The 19,632-nt window shown below is 60.2% G+C and carries 11 protein-coding genes and 1 riboswitch; all 11 genes read right to left on the bottom strand.

Translation table 11 applies throughout. The features are described from left to right. Nucleotides 1–663 precede the first annotated feature (663 nt). The 11 genes from ACE6ED_RS19810 to ACE6ED_RS19760 all read right to left on the bottom strand — a co-directional run bounded on the left by ACE6ED_RS19810 (nt 664) and on the right by ACE6ED_RS19760 (nt 19,631). A complete protein-coding gene (locus ACE6ED_RS19810) occupies nt 664–1,353 on the bottom strand; it encodes an ECF transporter S component (RefSeq protein ID WP_410829010.1) in 690 nt (229 codons plus the stop codon). After that, a complete protein-coding gene (locus ACE6ED_RS19805) occupies nt 1,326–2,993 on the bottom strand; it encodes an ABC transporter ATP-binding protein (protein WP_410829008.1) in 1,668 nt (555 codons plus the stop codon). The genes ACE6ED_RS19810 and ACE6ED_RS19805 overlap by 28 nt, the downstream gene beginning before the upstream one ends. Continuing rightward, nucleotides 2,909–3,853: an energy-coupling factor transporter transmembrane component T gene (locus ACE6ED_RS19800; RefSeq protein ID WP_410829006.1), complete on the bottom strand. Its 945-nt coding sequence runs from the start codon at nt 3,851–3,853 to the stop codon at nt 2,909–2,911. Before ACE6ED_RS19800 ends, ACE6ED_RS19805 begins: the two co-directional genes overlap by 85 nt. Beyond that, a complete protein-coding gene (locus ACE6ED_RS19795) occupies nt 3,850–4,860 on the bottom strand; it encodes a DUF4430 domain-containing protein (protein ID WP_410829004.1) in 1,011 nt (336 codons plus the stop codon). Before ACE6ED_RS19795 ends, ACE6ED_RS19800 begins: the two co-directional genes overlap by 4 nt. 101 nt (nt 4,861–4,961) lie before the next feature. Beyond that, complete coding sequence (locus ACE6ED_RS19790; RefSeq protein ID WP_410829003.1) at nt 4,962–9,683, bottom strand: S-layer homology domain-containing protein; 4,722 nt, start codon at nt 9,681–9,683, stop codon at nt 4,962–4,964. A 339-nt stretch (nt 9,684–10,022) separates the two neighbouring features. Next, nucleotides 10,023–10,219: riboswitch (cobalamin riboswitch) on the bottom strand. Between the two features lie 185 nt (nt 10,220–10,404). Then, entirely contained in the window at nt 10,405–13,608 is a 3,204-nt protein-coding gene (locus ACE6ED_RS19785) for a GAP1-N2 domain-containing protein (protein WP_410829001.1), read from the bottom strand. After that, the gene (locus ACE6ED_RS19780; protein WP_410829000.1) at nt 13,605–14,867 is read right to left on the bottom strand and encodes a TRAFAC clade GTPase domain-containing protein; all 1,263 of its coding nucleotides are present in this window, start codon (nt 14,865–14,867) and stop codon (nt 13,605–13,607) included. Before ACE6ED_RS19780 ends, ACE6ED_RS19785 begins: the two co-directional genes overlap by 4 nt. Nucleotides 14,868–14,989: 122 nt before the next feature. Next, nucleotides 14,990–15,622, bottom strand: coding sequence for a beta-mannanase (locus ACE6ED_RS19775; protein WP_410828998.1), 633 nt, complete (start codon nt 15,620–15,622; stop codon nt 14,990–14,992). A 79-nt stretch (nt 15,623–15,701) separates the two neighbouring features. Continuing rightward, nucleotides 15,702–15,935 (bottom strand): hypothetical protein, encoded by a 234-nt coding sequence (locus tag ACE6ED_RS19770; protein WP_410828996.1) that lies wholly within the window; start codon nt 15,933–15,935, stop codon nt 15,702–15,704. Further along, nucleotides 15,910–17,172, bottom strand: a complete 1,263-nt coding sequence (locus ACE6ED_RS19765; protein WP_410828995.1) for a vWA domain-containing protein — start codon at nt 17,170–17,172, stop codon at nt 15,910–15,912. Before ACE6ED_RS19765 ends, ACE6ED_RS19770 begins: the two co-directional genes overlap by 26 nt. Nucleotides 17,173–17,225: 53 nt before the next feature. Beyond that, complete coding sequence (locus ACE6ED_RS19760) at nt 17,226–19,631, bottom strand: transcription initiation factor TFIID (RefSeq protein ID WP_410828994.1); 2,406 nt, start codon at nt 19,629–19,631, stop codon at nt 17,226–17,228. Nucleotide 19,632: the final 1 nt, after the last annotated feature.

Here is a 19,632-nt window from a genome sequence, read left to right as displayed (position 1 = left end):
GGAGTCCGCAAGGCACCCCAAAAACCCAAGAATTTCAGAAATAACGTCCTCTAGGTCCGGAAAGACCTCGGTATCGCGTTCGGTGGTAATCTGCTGCGGTTCTGTTACAGGAGAGGATTCGTTCGAGTTCGTTCAACGACAACAGCGGCAGTCTAAGACATTGTTTATCAAGTCTTGGTCCGCCGCTGCTTTTATTAACTCAACTTTCGCAGCCTGAGATCGGCAGCGCAGCATGAGATTGGCAGATACGCCTTGAGATCACCTGGGCAGACCGGAGATCGGCTGATACGGCTTGAGATACCTGGGCAGACCAGAGATCCAGTGCTGGAGTTGACTTTGAATTAGGGTGGAGCATTTCTTCCCAACCTGAGTCGCGCAATATCGTTCAGCCGTTCTATGAGTTGCGCCAAGGCAACTGCCCGGTCTAACGTGCTAACTTCATCGCACCGTAAATAACATAGCACGCCGAGCGTGCGTTCGCCGCGGGCGAAGCGGTGTTTTTCTATTTTTTCAAGACGGTTACTTTATTGCGGTTAAATCCACGCTACAACTGGAGCTTAGCTGTTTTTTGCTCTGCGAAAGTTGAGTTATTTATAAAAAAACGGCAGTCCAGGACTTGTTAGGGTCCAAAAACTGCCGCCGCTTATCTATTCAAGTTCGTTCTTAATCCCGCTGAAGCAGCCCGTATTTGTTGCGGAACCGCTCCAGCACCTTAATCCAGCCACCGGCAAGGATGGACAGGAAAAACACATTCGACAAAGCATGTGCCAGGTCAAAATAAAAACTCGCCCCGTACACCGATACCACCAGCGGCCAGCTGAACGCATCGGGCAGGCTGATTAAATGCCACAGGTTCATAATCCAGCCGAACAGGAACCCCCAGACAAAACCAAAAGCCAGCATACCCGGCCGCTTTCGCATCCAACGCGTATTGCGCAGCAGACCTGCCGTCAGGCCAATCATCCCCCAGGAAAACATCTGCCATGGCGTCCATGGACCTTGTCCGAAGTACATGTTAGAGACAATCGCGGCCACGGCCCCGATCATAAATCCCGCTTCCGCACCAAACACGTAAGCGGACAAAATGACGATCGCCGATACCGGTTTGACGTTCGGAAGGGCGGCGAACGGTACCCGGCTGGCGGCCGCAACGGCGGCCAGAACGGCCAGCAGCACCAGCTCTCTCGCCTCCAGCGGACGGCGCTCCACCCGGAGGAATAAGGGCAGCAGCGCCGCCCCGACGAGCGCCAGGCTGAGCAGGATATAATGCCGGTCCCTCAGCGCCGAAGCCAGTCCAAGCCCGCCGACAAATATCAGCAGCGCAATCAGAATCGGGTATCGTCTGCGTTCCATAATTCGCTCACATCCTCTATCGTCACCGCTTCCGGCCGCCAGTCTCGCACCATCCGGTTCACTGCAGTTGTGTAAAAATAATTGGAGCCAAAAAACCGGGCAGGCTGACCTTCAGCTGTAATCGCCCCGTCAAACAACATGGCGCACCGCGTGGCGTGGCGCGCAGCGTATTCGACGTCATGCGTCACCATTACAAGTGTCCGCCCTTCCCTGCGCATCCCTTCAAGCAGGGAAGCCAGATGCTCTTTGGCGTCCGGGTCCAGCCCTTTGGTCGGCTCGTCCAGCAGCAGCACATCCGGGCGCAGCAGCAGCACCATAGCCAAGGCGGTTTTTTGCTGCTGGCCGCCGCTGATATCAAGCGGATGGCTGTCTACCACCTCGTGAAGCTCCAACAGGTCGAGCAATGCGCCGATCTCCTTCGCTGGATCGGCTGCTTTGGCATAGGCGGCCATGTGCTCCAGCTCCGCTCTCACGGTGTCCATGCTGAAATAAAGCAGCGGATTTTGGGCGAGATAGCCTACCTTTACTCCCCGGCCGGCCGTAACTTTACCGCGCTGCGGCCGGTGCAGGCCGGCCATCAGCTGCAGGAGCGTGGATTTCCCAGCGCCGTTGCCGCCCAGAATCGCCAGGCATTCCTGGCGGGATATGCTCAGATCCAGTTTTTTCAGCACTTCGGGCCCGTCCTTCTCATAACGGAACGACAGGCCTTTGCACTGCAGAAGCGGATCAGCTTGGTCTATCTGGGGACCTATGGCCGCCGTGCCCGAACTGCGCTCCCCGGCAGCAGCGCCGAATTGTCCGCTCAGCCAGCGTTTCCCCTCCCGCACTGTAAGCGGGATGCTGCCCGGGGCGGCTTCCGCTTTTCCGTACCCCGCAGCGTCCAGGTACAGCCGCGCCGCGGCGGGAAGATAGGAAGCCAGCGCCGGATCGCGTTCAGCGCCGATTTGCGCCGCAAGCCCGGCCGGCGTGCCAGACGCCCGAATTCGGCCATCTGCAAGCAGCAGCACCTGATCCGCCAGCGGCAGCACCTCCTCCAGCCGGTGCTCGCTGATGATCACGGTCATCGACATTTCCTCGTTCAGCCTGCGAAGCAGCTCAATGAACTCCTTGGCCGCGACCGGATCAAGCTGTGAGGTCGGCTCGTCCAGCAGCAGCAGCTTGGGCTGCAGCAGGAGCACTGATGCGAGGTTCAGCAACTGCTTTTGCCCGCCCGACAGCTCATGCACCGGCTTGTGCAGCATAGGCTCCAACCCAAACAACTGGGCGATCTCCGCCAGTCTGGCCCGCATTACAGCAGGGGGGAATCCGAGGTTTTCCATGCCAAAAGCCAGCTCATGCCATACGGTATCCATTACGATTTGGGCTTCCGGGTGCTGAAACACCATCCCGATCTCCCCCGCCGCTTCTTCAGGATTCAGCGACGACAGAGACCGTCCGCGGTACAGCAGCCCACCGTCCATATGGCCAACCGGCGTGATTTCACGCTTCAGCAGCCGCAGCAGCGTGGTTTTGCCGCCGCCCGAGGGGCCGCACAACACCACAAAATCCCCTTCTTTTACGGCGAACGATACTCCTTCAAGCGCGCTGCGGCTGCTGCCGGGATAACGGAAGCCGACATGTTCCGCGCGGACGATCTCCATAACCACTTCTCCTTTCCTTCCACGATCAAGGGTAAGGCGTTAAACAAGCAAAACGCCCCATACATGATGCCTTCCGGCAGGCCAAACACTGCAGGACGCATGCGCGGGTAAATCTCCATTTTTCCTCTGCCCGCCAGCCAAAAGCCAAGACAAACGGCTCCCGACAGAACAAGGACAGCCAGACACAGCACATCCCTCCGGTCCAGCTTGTACACTGCATAAGCGGAACGGCGGCGCACCCCGTAACCGCGCGCTTTCATGGAGTCTGCGGTCTGCATGGCTTCCTCCAGCGACCAGGTCAGCAGCACGCGGACCATCGTCATACCGTCCCGCATTCTTTTGCGCAGGCCGCCTTCATGGACCGAGACGCCCCGCGTCCGCTGAATAACGGCGATTTCGTGAAGCCTGCGCTGGAACAAAGGCACGAACCGCAGCGTCATCCAGGTCAGCAGCGCCGTTTTGGGCGCGGCCGCCGAAAACAGGTACATAAATTTGTCCGTGGTCAGATTCAGGCCGTAGGAGCCGAAGATGAGAAAAATCGACAGCAGCGTCATCCCGGTCATCAATCCGTACAGCACCGACTCCAGCGTCACCGGCTGGTCAAACAAATAAAACAGAATATGTGACCCCCGATGGGAAAAGAGCGGGTTCAGCAGCACCGCCGAACCCGCAATCAAAAGATAAAAAGGCGCGCCACGCAGCAATCTGCGGCCTTCGCCCTGCATCATGAACAGCATAAGCGCGGATGCCAGGATCGTCCCCAAAAACAGCGGGTGAAACAGCACAGCGGCGAACACCAGCAGTCCCGCGTAATAGACCAGCAGCACAGCCGGGTGCACCGAACGGAATCCTCCGTTCATCGCCGCTCGGCTCCAAGGTCTTTTCCAAGCTTCAGGGTATACTTAAGCTCTACAGTATCCCCCGGCTGCAGCGAATAAACCCCGACGCTTTTGTTCGGAAACTCGCCGTTCACCGCGTACATCCAGCCGCTTTCAGGCCCTTCGTCGAATTCATACAAATTATCGATTCCTTCAATATAAGCAAAACCTTTGCTGCCCCGGTATTCCATTTGGATTTTATGCTCCCGGGTCGTCTTTTTCAGCACATCAAGCACCGTATCGCCTTCTGCAAATTCCACCACCGTCGGAGCTAAAATGCTGCCGTGGTCTTTACTGCCGGTAATGGACAGCGTGACGGTATTCGCCTGTGCCGGCTTGGCCGGCTGGGCGGCTGGCTCAGGCGCAGGCGGCGCGGCAGACGGCTTCGGCTGTGGGCTCGGCTGCTTTGTGCTTGCCGGCTTGGGGCTTGCCGGCTTGGCCGCTGCCGCTCCCGGCGACGGATTGCCGCCGCTTTTTGCGCTGGCGGACGGCTTCGCCGCTTGGGCCGCGTCAGACGCCGCCGGCGGCTTGGATGCGGCAGGCTTCGCCGCAGCGCCGGCACTGCCGGCAGGCGCCGCGCTTGCGGCCTGCGCACCGGCGTCGGGCGCTGCCGAAGCGGCCTTGCCGTCGGCTCCAGCTGCCGACGGATTCGCCGGCGCGGCCGCAGCCGCGTTGTCTCCGGCAGCCGCTCCCGGCGTCTCCGCCGGTGCAGCCGCCTGGGCGGCAGGCGAAGCACCCGCCGGAGCCGCAACGCCTTCCGGCTGCGCCGCTGTGCCCTCTAGCTGCGCCGCATCACTAGCCGTCGGCAGCGCCGGTGACGCCACCGCCACCGCCGACGCCTCCGGAGCCGGGCTGCCGCCGACAGCCGCAGCCGATTCGCGCGGCGTGTCTGAAGCCGCCTCAGGCGAAGCGGACGAACAACCGCCCGCGATGACAAGCACAGCCGCTAAACCTGCAGCATATAACCATTGCAGCTTTTTTCTTGCCATAAATCCGGTTCACCTCCAAAAATGGGAAGGAACGGAGGCCCCTGCTCCCCCCGTTCCGTAATTGAACTATTACCCCTTACCTGTACTTTCCGCGAAAAAAACTATTCCAGCCGGTCGGCAATCACTGCTGCCATCTCCCGGGTCACTTGGCCCGAAGGATCAAACCGGCCGCCTGTACCTTCCATTATCCCTTTCGCGCTGACCGCACGAACCGCATCGCGGGCGTAAGCTGCAATGCTCGCAGCATCCCCGTAAGCAGGCTCCGTGCTGCTTGCGTTCAGTTTAAAGGCGCGGGTGATCATAACCGCCATTTCCTGGCGGGTGACCGGTGCGTTCGGCTTGAACGCTGTTGCCGATATCCCGTTGATGTAACCCAATTCTTTGGCTTTCATCACGTATCCATAATACCATGCATCCTGCTTCACGTCCGCAAAAACAGAAGCCGCAGACGCCGATGGCGTCTCGTTCGTCAGGCGTACCAGCAGCGCGGCCAGCTGAGCGCGGGTCATCGTCTGCTTCGGCGCAAAGTTTCCGCCGCCAACGCCTTCCATCCATCCTTTGCCGTACACCGCGTGAACGGCTGCCGAGGCCCAAGACGAAATCTTGGCTTCATCGGCAAAAACAAATGCAGCTGCTTCCGGCGCGGCCGGACGGTCTGTACCAATAGCGTATACGCCGGATTGTCCTGCGAGGAGCCGCTCATACGATACCAGTGCGAGCAGTACCTGCTCGGTGGCGATGTCGCTGCTGGCCGTCTCGGAAGGCACATGGGCGTAACCGCCGTCAGCCCGTTTGAACGAGGCCAGGTTGCTCAGCAGCGTTCCGTTCGGCTTCACGAAGCGGGCGTCGTTCGGGCCGGAGCCAACCGCCGTCAGCGCGATCAGCACCTGAGCCGCGCTTTCGCTGTTGGCCTGGCCGGCAAGTTTGAAGCCGCCGTTTGCGTCCTGCGCAGCAGACAGCCAGTTCAAGGCTTTGTCCACCGCCGTCTTCACGTCAGCGCGCTCACGGTGCGGAGCCAGCGCTGCTACCGCCATTGCCGTAATGTCCACATTGCCGCCTTCTCCGGCGGTCAAAGCGAAGCTGCCGTCCGTGCCCTGCTGTTTGACAATCCAGTCAATCAGGCGGTCTTTGGTCCAGGCCGCATTTGCTGGAACCGTGTAGTTACCGCTGTCCAGTACAGTCAAAGCAAAAATCGGACCGTTGCTGCCCTGCTTCGTCATATTGGCGTTGTTGTAGATTTTTTCAATCAGATTGTAACCTGCGATGCTGGCAGGATCGCCCCCAGCTGCTGCTACAGCAAGCGCCATCCGCTCGTAATCGGTGACCTTGCGGAACTCGCCTTTGCTGGCAGTAAGCTGCTCCTGCACGCTCTTTAGATAGGCTGCCGGAACGGCAGCTCCGGAACGGGCCAGCGCAAGCGCCTGCCAGTCGCTCAGTTCCTTCGATGCGGCAACACGCTTCACAGCAGCCGCGATATCCGCCTGCAGCTGTGCGCGTCCCGTCTCCAGCTTGCTGCGGTCGACAACCGCAAACTTCGTGAAGTGGGTTACTTTCCCTGTCATCGTTCCGGTCTTCACATCCAGCACGGATGGAACCGGAATCCAGCTTCCGGCGGCTTCATCCAGCCAGGCCATCGCCAGGTTCTCCGGATGAGATGTATTGACCGGCACCCGGATAGACAGATCTACCGGCTTCGCAAACTTCGTACCTTTTGGTGTGAACTCATAAATGGCGGACGCCAGTTCAGCCCGCTTGTCACTCAGCTCCTGCACCGAGATCGTGGTTTTTGCGGCTAACGCACCTGCCGGCACGTTCAGCTCTACTTCACCGATGTTGTCCTTGACAACCGCAGCCGCACCCGGGCTGATTTCCTTCGAAGCGGCGACCGTATTCCCGGCCAGCGTCTTCGCCAGCTCCGCAGCCTGCGCGGCCGTCATTGGTGTACCTGCGTTCGCAACGCTGGTGGTTCTGCCTACTTTGTTAAGGGGCAGTGTATTGTTCTCATTAATTGCCACCGTTCCCGCTTGAGTGGATGATCCGCCGGCTCCGCTCGCAAGAGCGTTCATGCCGGTTTCACCGTCAATGGTGTATCTCCATTCGACGACATCTCCGGCGCTTAGTGTATAGCTACCGGCACTGATTCCCGGCTTCACGCCGTTTACAAAGTAAAGCCAGCCGCTTTTTGGACCATAATCAAATTCCCCTACGCCATCGATCGAGATGACATACAGCGAAGAGCCGCTGCCTGTCGACACGACGCGCCCGCCAAGCTGCTCTTTCAGCACGCTGTACGGCGTAGCTCCTGTTTGTACGGCGATTTCCGTCGTCGGGTAAACCACATCACCGCCATAGCCGGTTACAGAGAGGGAAACTCTCTGGCTGGCCGGATTGGGTGCCGGATTACCCGTGCCTGGATTGCCGCTGCCCGGTTTCTCCCCGGGAGTTCCCGTACCCGGGTTTCCAGTACCCGGATTTCCATTAGGGTTCTCGCCGGGATTGCCGGTACCCGGGTTGCCGCCAGGATTCTCGCCCGGATTGCCGGTGCCCGGATTGCCGCCAGGGTTCTCACCCGGATTTTCGCCGGGCTGTCCGCCCCCGTTATCCGGAGCCGGAACAACCGTTACCTGCTGGCTGTGCCGCACAAGGCTTGGAACCTTACCTTCACGGAAGCCGGAAACGGTAAGCTCATACGTGCCTGCCGGAAGTCCGTTGATCGCAGCCGCTCCATACGTATCCGCAGTTACTGTTTGGCCGCCAACCGTTACCTTGGCGCCAGCCGCGGCGGTAACAACCTTCTTGCTTTCATAAGTGACCGGGTCATACGGCCAATACACCTGGGATACTACTACGTTGAAGTCCTGCCCGGCGACAGGCTGACCGGGTTCAATTTTGACCGAATCAACAATTTGTGTGTCCGCTCCGCCAAAATAAATCAGAACCTTATCATTTGGCTGGGGTTTGAACGCACCCATCCCCACACTCGGTTCAATCCACTCTCCGTTACGCTGGACAGCAAACTTCCAGTAGTTACTGCCATCTCCAACAACGCCGCCGATTTCGTTGACGAACGGTCCGTACGGATACTCTATAATGTCCAGTTTAAGCTGTTTCTGTGCAGCCAGCTTTTTCAGCGCTTCTAAGACCGTCGATGCCTCTACCTTTCCTTCTGCAAGAGGGCCATTCGGCCCTTCAATGGAGAGGGAAGTGACCACTTCAGTCGCTTTTGCTACCGTGACGTTAGAAGCAGCTCTTACCAGAAGCGGCGTCTGCCCCTCCCGATAACCGGTAACCTCTACCGTATGGCTGCCTTCAGGCAATCCGTTTGTAAATACAGCCGCTCCCTGTGCGTCCGTAACAGCCGTTTGCCCGGCAATCGCAACCTTCGCGTTGGCAGCAGGCGTAATTTTTGGCTCGGAAGTGGAGGTTGCAGAGTTATACACCCAGGTGATCTGCGTAACCTTCGCGGTTACCGTTTCCCCTGCTGCCGGCTGGGCCGGTTCATAAGATACGAATTGGACCAGCTGTGTGTCCATACCGCCAAAATAGATAACGATCTTATCGTTCGCTTGGAGACGGAAAGCGCTCATGCCGACGCTTGGATAAATCCATTCCCCGCCGCGAACAACGGCAAAAAGCCAATACGAATAGTCATCCCCTGTAATCCCGCCAATCCCACTTACAAAATCGCCAAATGAGTGGTGCTCAATATTCAGCTCGAGCCCGGCTTTGCCCGCCAGCAGTTCAAGCGCCTCCATGGCGGTCGTCGCCTGAATGTCTCCTTGCGCCAGTTGGCCGCTTGGACCTTCAATCGCTAAGGAAGCGGCAACTTTAGGCTGCTGGGAGACCGGCTGGTTGAAGTCGTACAGCTTGCCGCCTTGTCCGCCGCTGAACAGCTGATAGGCAACCAGCGCCTGAAGCGCCTGTTCGGTTGCCATACCGTCCGATCCGTACTCCGCAAGGTGGGCGAATCCGCCGTCTGCCATCCGGAAGCTCATCAGTCTGTCCAGCAGATTGCCTTCATCTTTTGTAAATTGCGGACCAGCAGGATCAATGCCGACCGACGTTAAGGCAATAATCGTCTGCGATACGCTTTCGCTATCGGTGCCGTATCCGCCATGAGGCTGCTGATGGCTCGCCAGCCAGGCGACCGCACGTTCGCCGGCTGCCTTCACCTCTGGTTGATCCCAATGGTTGGACAGCGCTGTCAGCACCATCGCTGTCATATCCGGCTGACTTACGGTGCCATAAAGAGCAAACCCTCCATCTTCATTTTGTCCCTTGAGGATGGTTTCGAGGATTTTCTCTTTTGTCCACTTCGCATCGGCCGGCACGTTGTAGTGTCCCGCGTCCAATGCCAGCAGGCTGTATACCGGGCCGTTATTGCCCTGCAGCGTAATATCTTTGAAATTATAAATGCGTTCAATCAGGTTATAACCTGCGAATTTTGTCGCATCTTGACCGATCGCCGTAATAGCGAGCGCAATACGAGCGTAATCCGTGATTTTCCGGTAATTTCCTCCCGCATCTTTAATCGCCGTTTCCAAATTCGTGCGGTAGGAGTCCGGCACTTGATACCCGCCTTTAGCGAGCGCAATGGCCTCCCACTCGGAATTAACGCCTTGCTCGATCACATATTTGGCAGCGGCATCGGCCGCCTGCTTAAGCGTCCCCTGCTCGGCCGCAGCCTTCGCGCCGGATGCCTGCGGCTCTCCCGCCGCTCCGTACGCCCGCCCATTCGGCACGAGGGAAGTTCCCAACACCGAAATGACCATCAGGATAGCCAGTCCAAGCGCAAACGGCCTGGAGGTCAACAGCTTTTTCATAATCAGCCTCTCTTTCCCATCATGGATTTTGCATCAGTTTGACCAGCGGATTGGCCCGCAGCCTGGGCTCACTGGTTCTCTTTCTGTTAATCAGCTGCACCGGGAGCGGTCAAGCGTGAGCCGTCTACCGGCCTGATGAACCGGTTTTTGGCTGACACTTGAACAAGGTTGCGGCTCCCTTTAATCAACACACGTAACGGCAAAAAAACCGCCCTTAGGGCGGTTTCGGAAGAATGCGTAGCCTGGCGGCCGGAACCTGCGCGCAGCCATGCCAATGCTGCGGTCTGCAATCCGGACAACCGTACGGGCGTTTCTCATTCTTACCCCCCGAAGAATAAAAAACCGTTACAAAAAGAGGCAGGTCTCCTGGCTCCACGCTTCATCGCCTCTCTTCGCCTTCCCATTTCCTTGCCGGAAACAGTGGCTTACCGGAAGAGCCGCTCCGCGTTCACAGTGGCGGGACCGCGCCGGATTTGCACCGGCTTCCCTTTTAAGCGGACCTGTGGGAGGTCCGCACCTCTTTTTTCGTGCTATGTGATTTTCATTACTTTTTATCATAGCTATTATTGCGGACCCTGTCTACAATTTCTCCCGCTTATTCTGCACCGCCAATTCTTCCCCTCAAAAAATAAAAAGCAATCCCTGCTGCCGGATTCTCCCGGCAGGGGATTGCCTTCTGGATTTCAAGCTTCCGCCTAGTACACGCCTGAGTCTGCGGCTGCTATTCCGCCGCCGCAGGCGAGGCTGACGGGGCGGGGCTTGCCGCGCCGGCATCGCCCGCATCATCTGCGCCGCCCGGCGAGGCGGTTGCCGCCGCGCCCGCTTCCGGCAGGTCCGTCACCGGCGCCGCGCCGCCTGGCACGGGGCCAGCCAGCAGCGGAAGCGTAAAGCCGTCGGCGGTGATCATATCGCCCGCCGCAAGCTTCGCGTCCGGGGCCAGCTGCACCCGGACGTCATAGCGGGCGCCGCCGCCTGGCGAAGGCGATACGGCTGCCGCGCCCGGGCTGGCTGCCGGAGCGTCTGCGCCAGCGCCCTCCGGCGCAGCGGTGCCCTCCGGCCCGCCGGCCGTGCCGTCCGCCGCATCCGGCGTCGCGCCAGGCGTTGCCGTCACCGCAGCCGCGTCGTCACCGGCTCCGGCGCCATCGGCGCTCCCGCCCGCCGCGGCCGTACCTGCACTTGCCGCGCCGCCCGCGTCACCGCCGGCGTCCGTCCCGCCGGCCGCGTCCGGCGTCGCGCCAGGCGAGGCCGTACCGGCACCGGCGGAAGCCGCCGGATCGCCGCCTGCGCCGCCGCCGTCCGCCGCGCTTGGCACCGGCGCTTCCCCGCACGCCGACATCGCCTCCACGGCGTACGACTGCGGCTCTCCGGCCGCGCCGTGCACCGTTACGCTCTCCGGCTGGAACGCCAGGCAGTCGCCGGCCCCCGCGAAGCGGAACAGCAGCTCCGGTGCGCCTGAGTCCCCGGAAGCGAGATACACTTCAGCCGCATCCACCTCCGCGGCCGCCGATGGGACCGGCGAAGCGGAGGCAGACGGCGCCGCCGCTTGGCGGTCCGAATTCATCAGATTCTGCAGCACAAGCGCCAGAATCAGGACAATCACAATCAGCGAACCCGAGATCAGGACGGGAAATCGGTTTTTCCGCATCCACCGTGCAAGCGGCGAAGCCGCCGCCCCTTTCGCTTCGGTGTATACAGCCTGCAGCGCCGGGCCTGCCGGATCGGCATAAGCCTTTCGGAACTCCCGGCCCTTGAAGGCTTCCCTGTCATACCGTTCAAAATACTTCAGGATCGCCCGCCGGTAGCCGGGATACAGCTTTTTCCTCGACTGCGCAAACAAAGGGCGGTCCTGCGACCAGGCGAGGAAGCGGTAGACGGTATCCTTGTTTCCCCCCGCTTTGGACCGGATATGGTCCAGCAGCGCCTCATAGTCCAGCGGGCCTTCCTCTCTGCCGCTGCTGTGATAATACGCCAGCGGCAGCCGGTCGAACGGCTCGGCGGACCGGGCTTCGCGCAGCCAGCGCCGGCCAAGCAGCTGGGCCATATCCAGCTCCTGCGGCGTGAGGCCGTCGAATATCCGCTCATCCGGCGCTTCTTCGCCAAACCAGCGGAACATCGTGCGCAGCACCTTTTCCTTGCGCTGCCCTTCGATGTCCAGCGGCGGGTGCCATTCCGCCATTTCGGCGGGCATCCGCACAAACCCGAGATCAAACAGCTGCTCCACGGTCATATCATCCAGCGACAGCGCGTACAGCAGATAGCGGTCCGCCGCGGACAGCAGGCTGTGGATCAGCGGCGCGGCGGCATACCCCGCGCTTCCGCGGCGCAGCGTCTTTTCAGCTTTGTCCGCCGCTTCCCGCATCGCGGATACCGCGGCCGCCGGATCGCTTTCCCGGCGCAGCTTCTCCAGCAGATAATCCGCGGCGTGGGCATGCACCGCAGGCTCGTCCAGCACAGCCGGGTCCAGCTGCCCCCAGTAACGGATCAGCGACACCAGGTCGGCCGCATCGGGCGCGGCTGCAAGCCGGGATTCCACATAAGGCTCAAACAGCCGTTTCCGGAAGACGGGCTGGGCGAGCAGCCGCCCGAACAGCGCCTGCGCCAGCAGCGGCTCGCCTTCGGCGATACCGTAGGCCGTGTCCAGCAGATCGTCTCTATCCGCGCCCGCGGCATTCAGCATGGCGTTAATGAAATAATCCACGATTTTTGCGCGGTAATTATGCCCTTCCAGCAGATAATATCTCCGGAAACTCTCAAGCACCTCCGGCTCGGGCAGCCCCTGCCGCCGGATGGCGTCGAACTCCCGGTCGAAGCGTTCAAGGAACAGGTCGTTCAGCCGAATGCGCGTTTCCAGCGCGCCCGGCACCGACAAGAAATCCAGCAGTCCGGCCAGCACCCCGCTTTTATTGTCCTCATAGCGGCGCTCGCTGCCCTGCTCGATCTCGTAAAAAACGATCAATTCATTGTAAAAGCCGGGATCGGTCCGGCGTTCCCCGCCGCCTCCGGCGAGCATTTGCTCTGCAAAACGCCCGTAGTCCGCAATTTTTTCGGTCCGTCCGCTCTCCAGCATCCGCCAGGCAAAATCGGCATATCCCGCGTTTGTCTCGCCAAAATCGACATTCACCATCCGCCCGGCGGCAAAATCAAATAAAAAGTCCTTTTCCGTCGCCCGGTCCCCGGGCCGCAGTGCGCCCTTCTCTACAAAGGTCAAATGGATGAACTTCCGGCTCTGCGGCTCGTTCGCGTAAGTCAGCACGCCAAGTCTGCGCCGGTACTCAAACGGCAGCGCGGCAAACAGCACCTCCGTCAGCCCGGCCGCCCGCTCTGACAGTTCCTCTACCGGAACGTCCAGTGTAACGTACATTTTCTTTTTGCCGGCTACCGACGCCATCGCCGCCTGCAGCAGCGCTTTGAACCGGGTTTCGTCCACCCCTAGCGGCTGAAGCACTGCTAACGGGTCCGGACGGCTCCAGTCCTTGCGGACCGGAACCGACTCCAGCTCGGGCAGCGTCCCGCCCGGCTCTCCGGCGTAGCCGCCGGCAAAATCCGCATGCAGCCACTCCCCGAACTTGTGAACGATCTCGTCCGTCCGGGAAGCCGGAACAATGAAGTTATGCGTAAAAAACGCGCTGCGCAGGCCGGTGAAATCCGTCGCCACATACACGCTGCGGCCGATGACCGTGTCGCCGTTTTCCGCGTGGAACAAATGCAGCGCAGCCGGATAACGCGACTCGTCTTTTTCCCCCCGGGCCGTAAGCTCCGCGGGCGCGTCGTAGACGCAGAACGGATGCAGCGTTTTTTTGATAAACGTATTGTCCAGAGAGTCCGACTTCGCTACCGTATCAAAGCCTTCGGCCGTACGGAACACCCCGCTGCGCGCGCGGGTATACATCTGCTGGCGGATTCCCGCCGCCTCCGAACGGTTCACAGTCCGTCGCTCCCCTCGATGAATTTCAGCTTATGCAGCAGCCATAGGAACGGCTCGTCCACCCGGATCGGGCTGACAACTCCCTCCAGCTTCTGATTCACCGGATTACTGCCGAGCGCGGACACCGCAAAATACCCTGTATTCGAGAAATACACATCCATCGTGTCCTTAAACGGACGGTCGACTCTGCCGATGAAACGGCGGATTTCGCCGTCGATGTTTTCGATTTCGTTCAGGTTCAACCGGTTTTTGTGCACATAATTGTTGAACACATTGCTGTTCGATTTGATGTATTCCCCGTCTTCGTCCTTCAGCGAATGGAGCATGTCGCTTTTGGTCAGTACAACGGCTGTCGGGATATCGGTTTTGCTTTTCTCCTGGTAGGCGATAAAATCGCCAAACAGCGTCAGCACCACATCGCGCGGTTCATCATACTGCGACACCCACTCGCCCGGACGGTCGCCCAGGTTAATGCGGATTTTGTCCCGGACCGAACGGATCTGCAGCGGATCGACCATAAACAAAATCCCCGCCGAATTACGGATATGCTGGCCATGCAGACCAAGATAGTCCTGATCGACCATACCTTCGCCCGCCACATCAAAAAAAACCAGTGTCAGCGGAGGTTTCTCCTCATCCTTAAAAACGAACTGGAAAATAAACGGCTCCTGCATCTTCTCCTTTTGGGTGGAAGCCAGGAGATCACCCCGCTCGAATAGCGGCTCCTCATACAGTGTCCGGAATTTGCGGCTGATCTCCGCATTCAGCGGCATGCACGCCGCATTGAAGTGGCCCGCCGTTGTATGCTGAAGTGTATGAATCAATGAGGTCATGTACACCGACTTGCCCACCTGGGAAGCGCCGATGATCGAAATGATGTTGCTCGGCACCTTGCCCGCCGTAATCGGCAGCTCGTTGTGGCAGAACGGACACAACCGCCGCCGGGTAAGCACGCCGTAACGGTCGGTTAAGCCAACCAGCACATGGTCCGTATAGTGGTGATATTCCTCCGGAATATCGCTTGGACGGATAATGGCTTCCACATCGCCAACCGAATCGAGGCCAAAACGTTCGCGGTACTTATTAAGCGCCTCGTCTTCGCCGAGAGCATAATTCTCGTCGTCTTCCCGGCTGTGCATCGCCCGGAACACCACTTCCTCCGGCGCGAATTTGCTGAAGCAGTAAGGGCATACGATATCGTAGAACAAGGGGCGCGGTTCGGGTTGATTTTTTTTCTTGAAGCGGTTAAAAAAAGACATCTTCGGTTCCTCCTCCAAAAAAACGGGGGCGCCGCCAGGAGCGGACGACCCGTATTTGCGAGCGACAACTAAACGGACCTAAGCCCGCGGACCTGACCGCCGCGGCGGCAGGGTACTCTGACCTACTCCGGCACCAGTTCAAAAAACCGGCCGTATTTCGGGCCGTCCGTAAAAAAGATCCGGATTCGGTCCTCCCGTCCGATCTCCACCGGCGGAAGCTCGTTCCGCCCGGGATCAAAATCCCGGACGAACGGATAAAGCGTGCCGTCTTCCTTGCCGGCGGGGATGCCGCCTTTCTTTTTAACGTAGCAGAGCGCTTCCTTGGGCACGGGAACTTCCGCCCGGATCTGCATATGTACCGACTGGCGTTTCTGGAACAAGGCTCGTTTATATTGAATCGAATAAAAAATCCGCGCTTTACCCGCGCTGACTACAATCCGGTTGTGTTCGTTCCTCTGCCGGACCAGGACCACGCCTGACGGCGTCTCCAGGCGGACGTACACGGTATAAGCGACCAGCCCGATTTCATCCAGCCGGTCGTGATAACCGTTGTTCGCTTTGTATTCTTCCCGGGTGTACAACCTGAGGCCGGGCGGAGGGCTGCAGGAATCGTCCGTTTCCTCCGCCGGAGCTTTGCGGATGCATACAGCCTGCACGCCGTCCGGCCAGCGCCAGCGCAGCGTACAGACGCGGTCCTCCACCCGGGAAGTGACCTCGCTGATTTCCGGAAGACCGTTCTCTTCTGCGTAGTTCATCGTCAAGATCCTCCTATCACTCTATGCGTAAGCCCGCCCGGCCGCCGCAGCCATGCGCCGCCTGCGGCCGGTTCAGCCGTTATACCGCTCTTCGGCCGAGTCTGCCGCCATGCCGCTCCTTGCGGCTGGTGTCGTCATCGTTCTGCCGCCGGTCCTGCGATCGATTCCGCAGCCATGCCGCTTGCACCGGTCCCGTCATCGTTCTGCAACCGATCCCGCCGTCATGCCGCTCCCAGCAGCCAATTTCGCGCCCGGCCGCAGCCAACGATCCTGCCGGCAGCCGGGTCTTAAAATCCCCGGCTGCTTCCCCCACGCGGACGGCGTGTGCTATCCGTAGACGGATTCGCCGCACCGCGCGAACCGCGGCGGGTCAACCGGCCTTCGCCGACCGGGATGATCAGCGTAAACAAGGCGATGATGCCCGCAAGCAGCAGGACGGCGGCAAGCCGGACCAAAGAGTCGCCAAGCGGGTGGCCGCTCAGTCCGTATTCCAGCGTCAGCCCCGACAAGAGACCGGCCACTGCGCCGCCGACGCCGAAGCTTTTCGCCAAATGCCGGTTGTCGAACACGATGCCGAGCCCTACGCCCAGCGCCGCGCCGATCAGCAGCAGCGAAAGCACACGGACAGCGGCATAATACGGGCTGTTTTGCGCCGCATCCGTCCGCTCGGTCACCAGCGTCCGGTCGCCCAGACGGTCGTAGATCTCACGGAATACCTCCGCAAGCCGTCCGGCATCGTCTACATCATAGTATTGGCCGCCTGTCGCGCCGGCGATCTGTCTCAGCAGCTCCGCTCCCGACGGCTCCTGCAGGCTGAGCCCAACCGTGTTGACCGCGATGCCGCGGCTGATGTACGCCTCGAGATCCCGCTGCGGATCAAGCTGGCTCGCGCCGTCGGACAGCAGAATCACCATCGCGCCCCGGGAAGCATCTTCTCCGCCAAGCGTTCCAAGCGCTTCTTGCAGCGCGCCGTCCAGGTTGGTGCCCCCGGTTGTCGTCTGCAGGCCTTCGATGGCGGCAATGACCTGATTCCGGTCGGCGTCCTTTTTCACCTTCGTGAGCGGCTGCACCACGGCTGCCTGATCGCTGAAGCTGATAACCGCCACCCGGTTATCTTTATCCATCTGCATCACGAGATCGCGTGCGGCCGCATGGCGCCGGTTGTCGGGATCGTTTTGCTCCATGCTGCCGGAATCGTCGATCACCATCACAACGTCCTTGACCGTCTTCGTTCCGCCGAAGTTCAGCTCATAGACCAGTTCTGCGGCAAGGCCGAAGCCCAGCAGCAGCACAACCGCCAGCGGCAGCAGCTTCCAGGACAGGCCGACATACCGCTGCCGCCAGGATGCGCCGTTCAGCCGGGGCGCGGTCATCTCGGCAATCAGCGCGCCCAGCATGATCCCGAGCGCCACCAGCGCAAAATACAGGCCGATGGTAATAATCGAAGGCCAATGGTCCGTCTTGGCCAGCAGCAGCTCGCCGGCCAGGAAACCTGCGGCTCCGCCAATCAGACTGAACAGAAGCAGGAGAACATTCAATTTACGCTGCATCGCGTTATCATTCCTTTACCGGAAGTTTTCGTTCCTTCTGCTGCGTACCCGCCCTAACGCAGCTCGGGCAGCGGGCCGGGATCGTCCCCGTGCAGCGAATAACCGCTTGCCGCATAGGTTTCGTAGTACATTTTGCCGTTGCGATAGTAGAGCAGGTCCTCCAAATGGAAACCGCCCATCAGGTTAAGCTTCTCCACCCCGCTGCGGCGCTGTTCATGCACAAACCCGAGCCGGTATGTCCGCGTCGTCTCGTCGGCCTCCTGGGCGTAGCGGAGGAACTCGGAGCGGCTGTCGCCAAAGAAATATTTCTCTTCATGCCGGTGCTCCTGCGTATATTCAAACAGCCGGACGTTCGCCACCGCGCCTTGCTCCAGACTGAAATACAGCCGCTTGAACAGCTCTTCCTTGGTCAAAATCTGACGGTTTTCGTAAGCCGCAGCGACATTCGCCCGGCGGAGCAGCTCCTCCTCGAACGACAGGGAAAACACGTCGTGCGTCAGCACCTCCCGCTCGCAAACTTCGGCGAGTCTGGCGACCAGCGCCTCTTTGCCCCGGTCCAGCAGGACGGATACGCTGCCAAGCGCCCGTTCCCCGAACCAGAAGCCGGGTCCGCGCCGGCTTTCGGTCTCCCGCATCGTTTCTTCGGTGACGGCGCCGTAATACTCCATGATGTTCTGGCCGATTTCACCGCTTCCGGCGCTTCCGGCGCTTTCCTCAGCAATCTCCCGCAGCTCGCGCTCCAGCGATTCCATCAGCCGGACGCGGGCGGAGCATTCTCCGTGCAGCGCCTCCAGCCCGCTTTCCAGCCGGCGGCACAGCGCAAGCTCCGTTTCCATTCGCAAAAGCTCGTATTTTCTGCCGTAAATCTCAGAGAACAGGTAATGGATAAAATTGCGGACGGTCCGTTTGTCCAGGAGCGGCACCCGCTGGAACGGCTGCCGGTCGACACGGTCTGCGTACACCGATTCCAGTTCCCCGCGGGCGGTACGAATCGCGGCTTCCAGGCTGCGCATATGCTGCCGCAGCGGAACAAGCACGCTGCCGGCGTCTTCGCGTTCACCGGTCCAATCCGCCAGCTGGTAGAAGGTAACCACCGGCGGACCCGCCTCATGCGCGGCAAGCAGACCGGCCCATTCCCTGCCAGGCTGGCGTTCCTCCAGGCGGCGCGCTGCTTCGGCCTCAAAATTGCCGCGGAAATATTCCTCGGCCCCGCCGCCAAAAAGCGTCCGTTCCGCTTCCAGGAGCGACAGGTTCTTCAGCTCCTGATACGATGGACGGCCATGGCTCATGAGCCCGGTCATTTCCTCCAGCCCCGCTTCCTCGGGCAGCAGGCGCAGCGTCTCCTCCCGGAGATGCTCCGCGTCCAGGCCAAGGTAGCCCTGGCGTTCTTTGAGGCTCCACGGGGCAGAGTTTTTCATGCTGCCGGCAAGCACCCGGAACGCATGGTAAAGCACGGCCAAAGCAATTTGCCGGTTGGGGCGTTTAACGCCCGACCAGCCCGCGGAGGCATATCCCTGGCGGCCGGAGCCGCCGCGGATGCCGCTTTTAAACGTCATATTGTTGTAACCGCCCTGGCCCGCCGCGTCAGCCGAAGTACGGACCCGGTTTTTCAGCAGGCTGATATGGGCGATAATCTCGTAGTTGTCGTGCATGCCGCCGGCCGGCATCATCCCCCGTTCATTTTTGTCACCCAGGAGATAAACCAGATCGAACAGCGGCGCCGGGCCGTGAACGACCGGGATGGAGAGGCCGTCTTCGGTCACCAGCAGCGGCGCAGTAAGAGCGTAATCAGGGGACTGCATCCCCTCCAGCTCACGCAAAAAAGCAAGGCCCAGCGAGCTGGAATAAGCATAGTGATTCTCCTGCTCCCGTTCGTTGATCAGCACATAAAGATCGGTCTGCACCGATTTGAACGACTGGCCTAAAATCGTCCGGGCCAGCAGCGTAAGCTCCGGCAGGAACACATTAAGCGGGTCGTCGACCCGCGTAATGATAGTAAGATGGATAACGTCGAAGGAAGAATACAGCCGGCCGTAATCCGCTATGCTGTTGCTGATCTGCCGGAGCACCCGGTTCATGCCGGCCAGATACCGGCCGTCCTGCCGGAAATCCCGGCCGATGTCGCGGCGGACCGTCTTCGGGTCCCGTCCTCGTGTGGCGGGAAGCAGCAGCTGGCGGATGTTCTCCGCGCGCGGCCCGTCCCCGGGTCCGGCAGCCGCCGGAGAACCGGCGGTAGCACCGTCCTCGGAGACCGCCTGGACCGCCATTACGCCGCCGGCATTGTCCCATTTACGCCGGCAGCAGGCCAGAACGGGCATGACCGCATCCCGGCTCAGATCGCCCGCGAACAAAAACAGCGCGGGATAATGAATGCTGCTGCGGCCGTCCTCCTGATCCAGAAGACGGTCTTCCCGCAGCGCGTAGGCTTCTGCGTAACGTACGGCTAACGGTTTGACCATG

The sequence above is a fragment of the Paenibacillus nanchangensis genome, assembly GCF_046543445.1.
In the GTDB taxonomy this organism is placed as follows: Bacteria; Bacillota; Bacilli; order Paenibacillales; family Paenibacillaceae; genus Paenibacillus_AQ; species Paenibacillus_AQ nanchangensis.
This window is presented reverse-complemented; position numbering and strand designations above follow the sequence as displayed.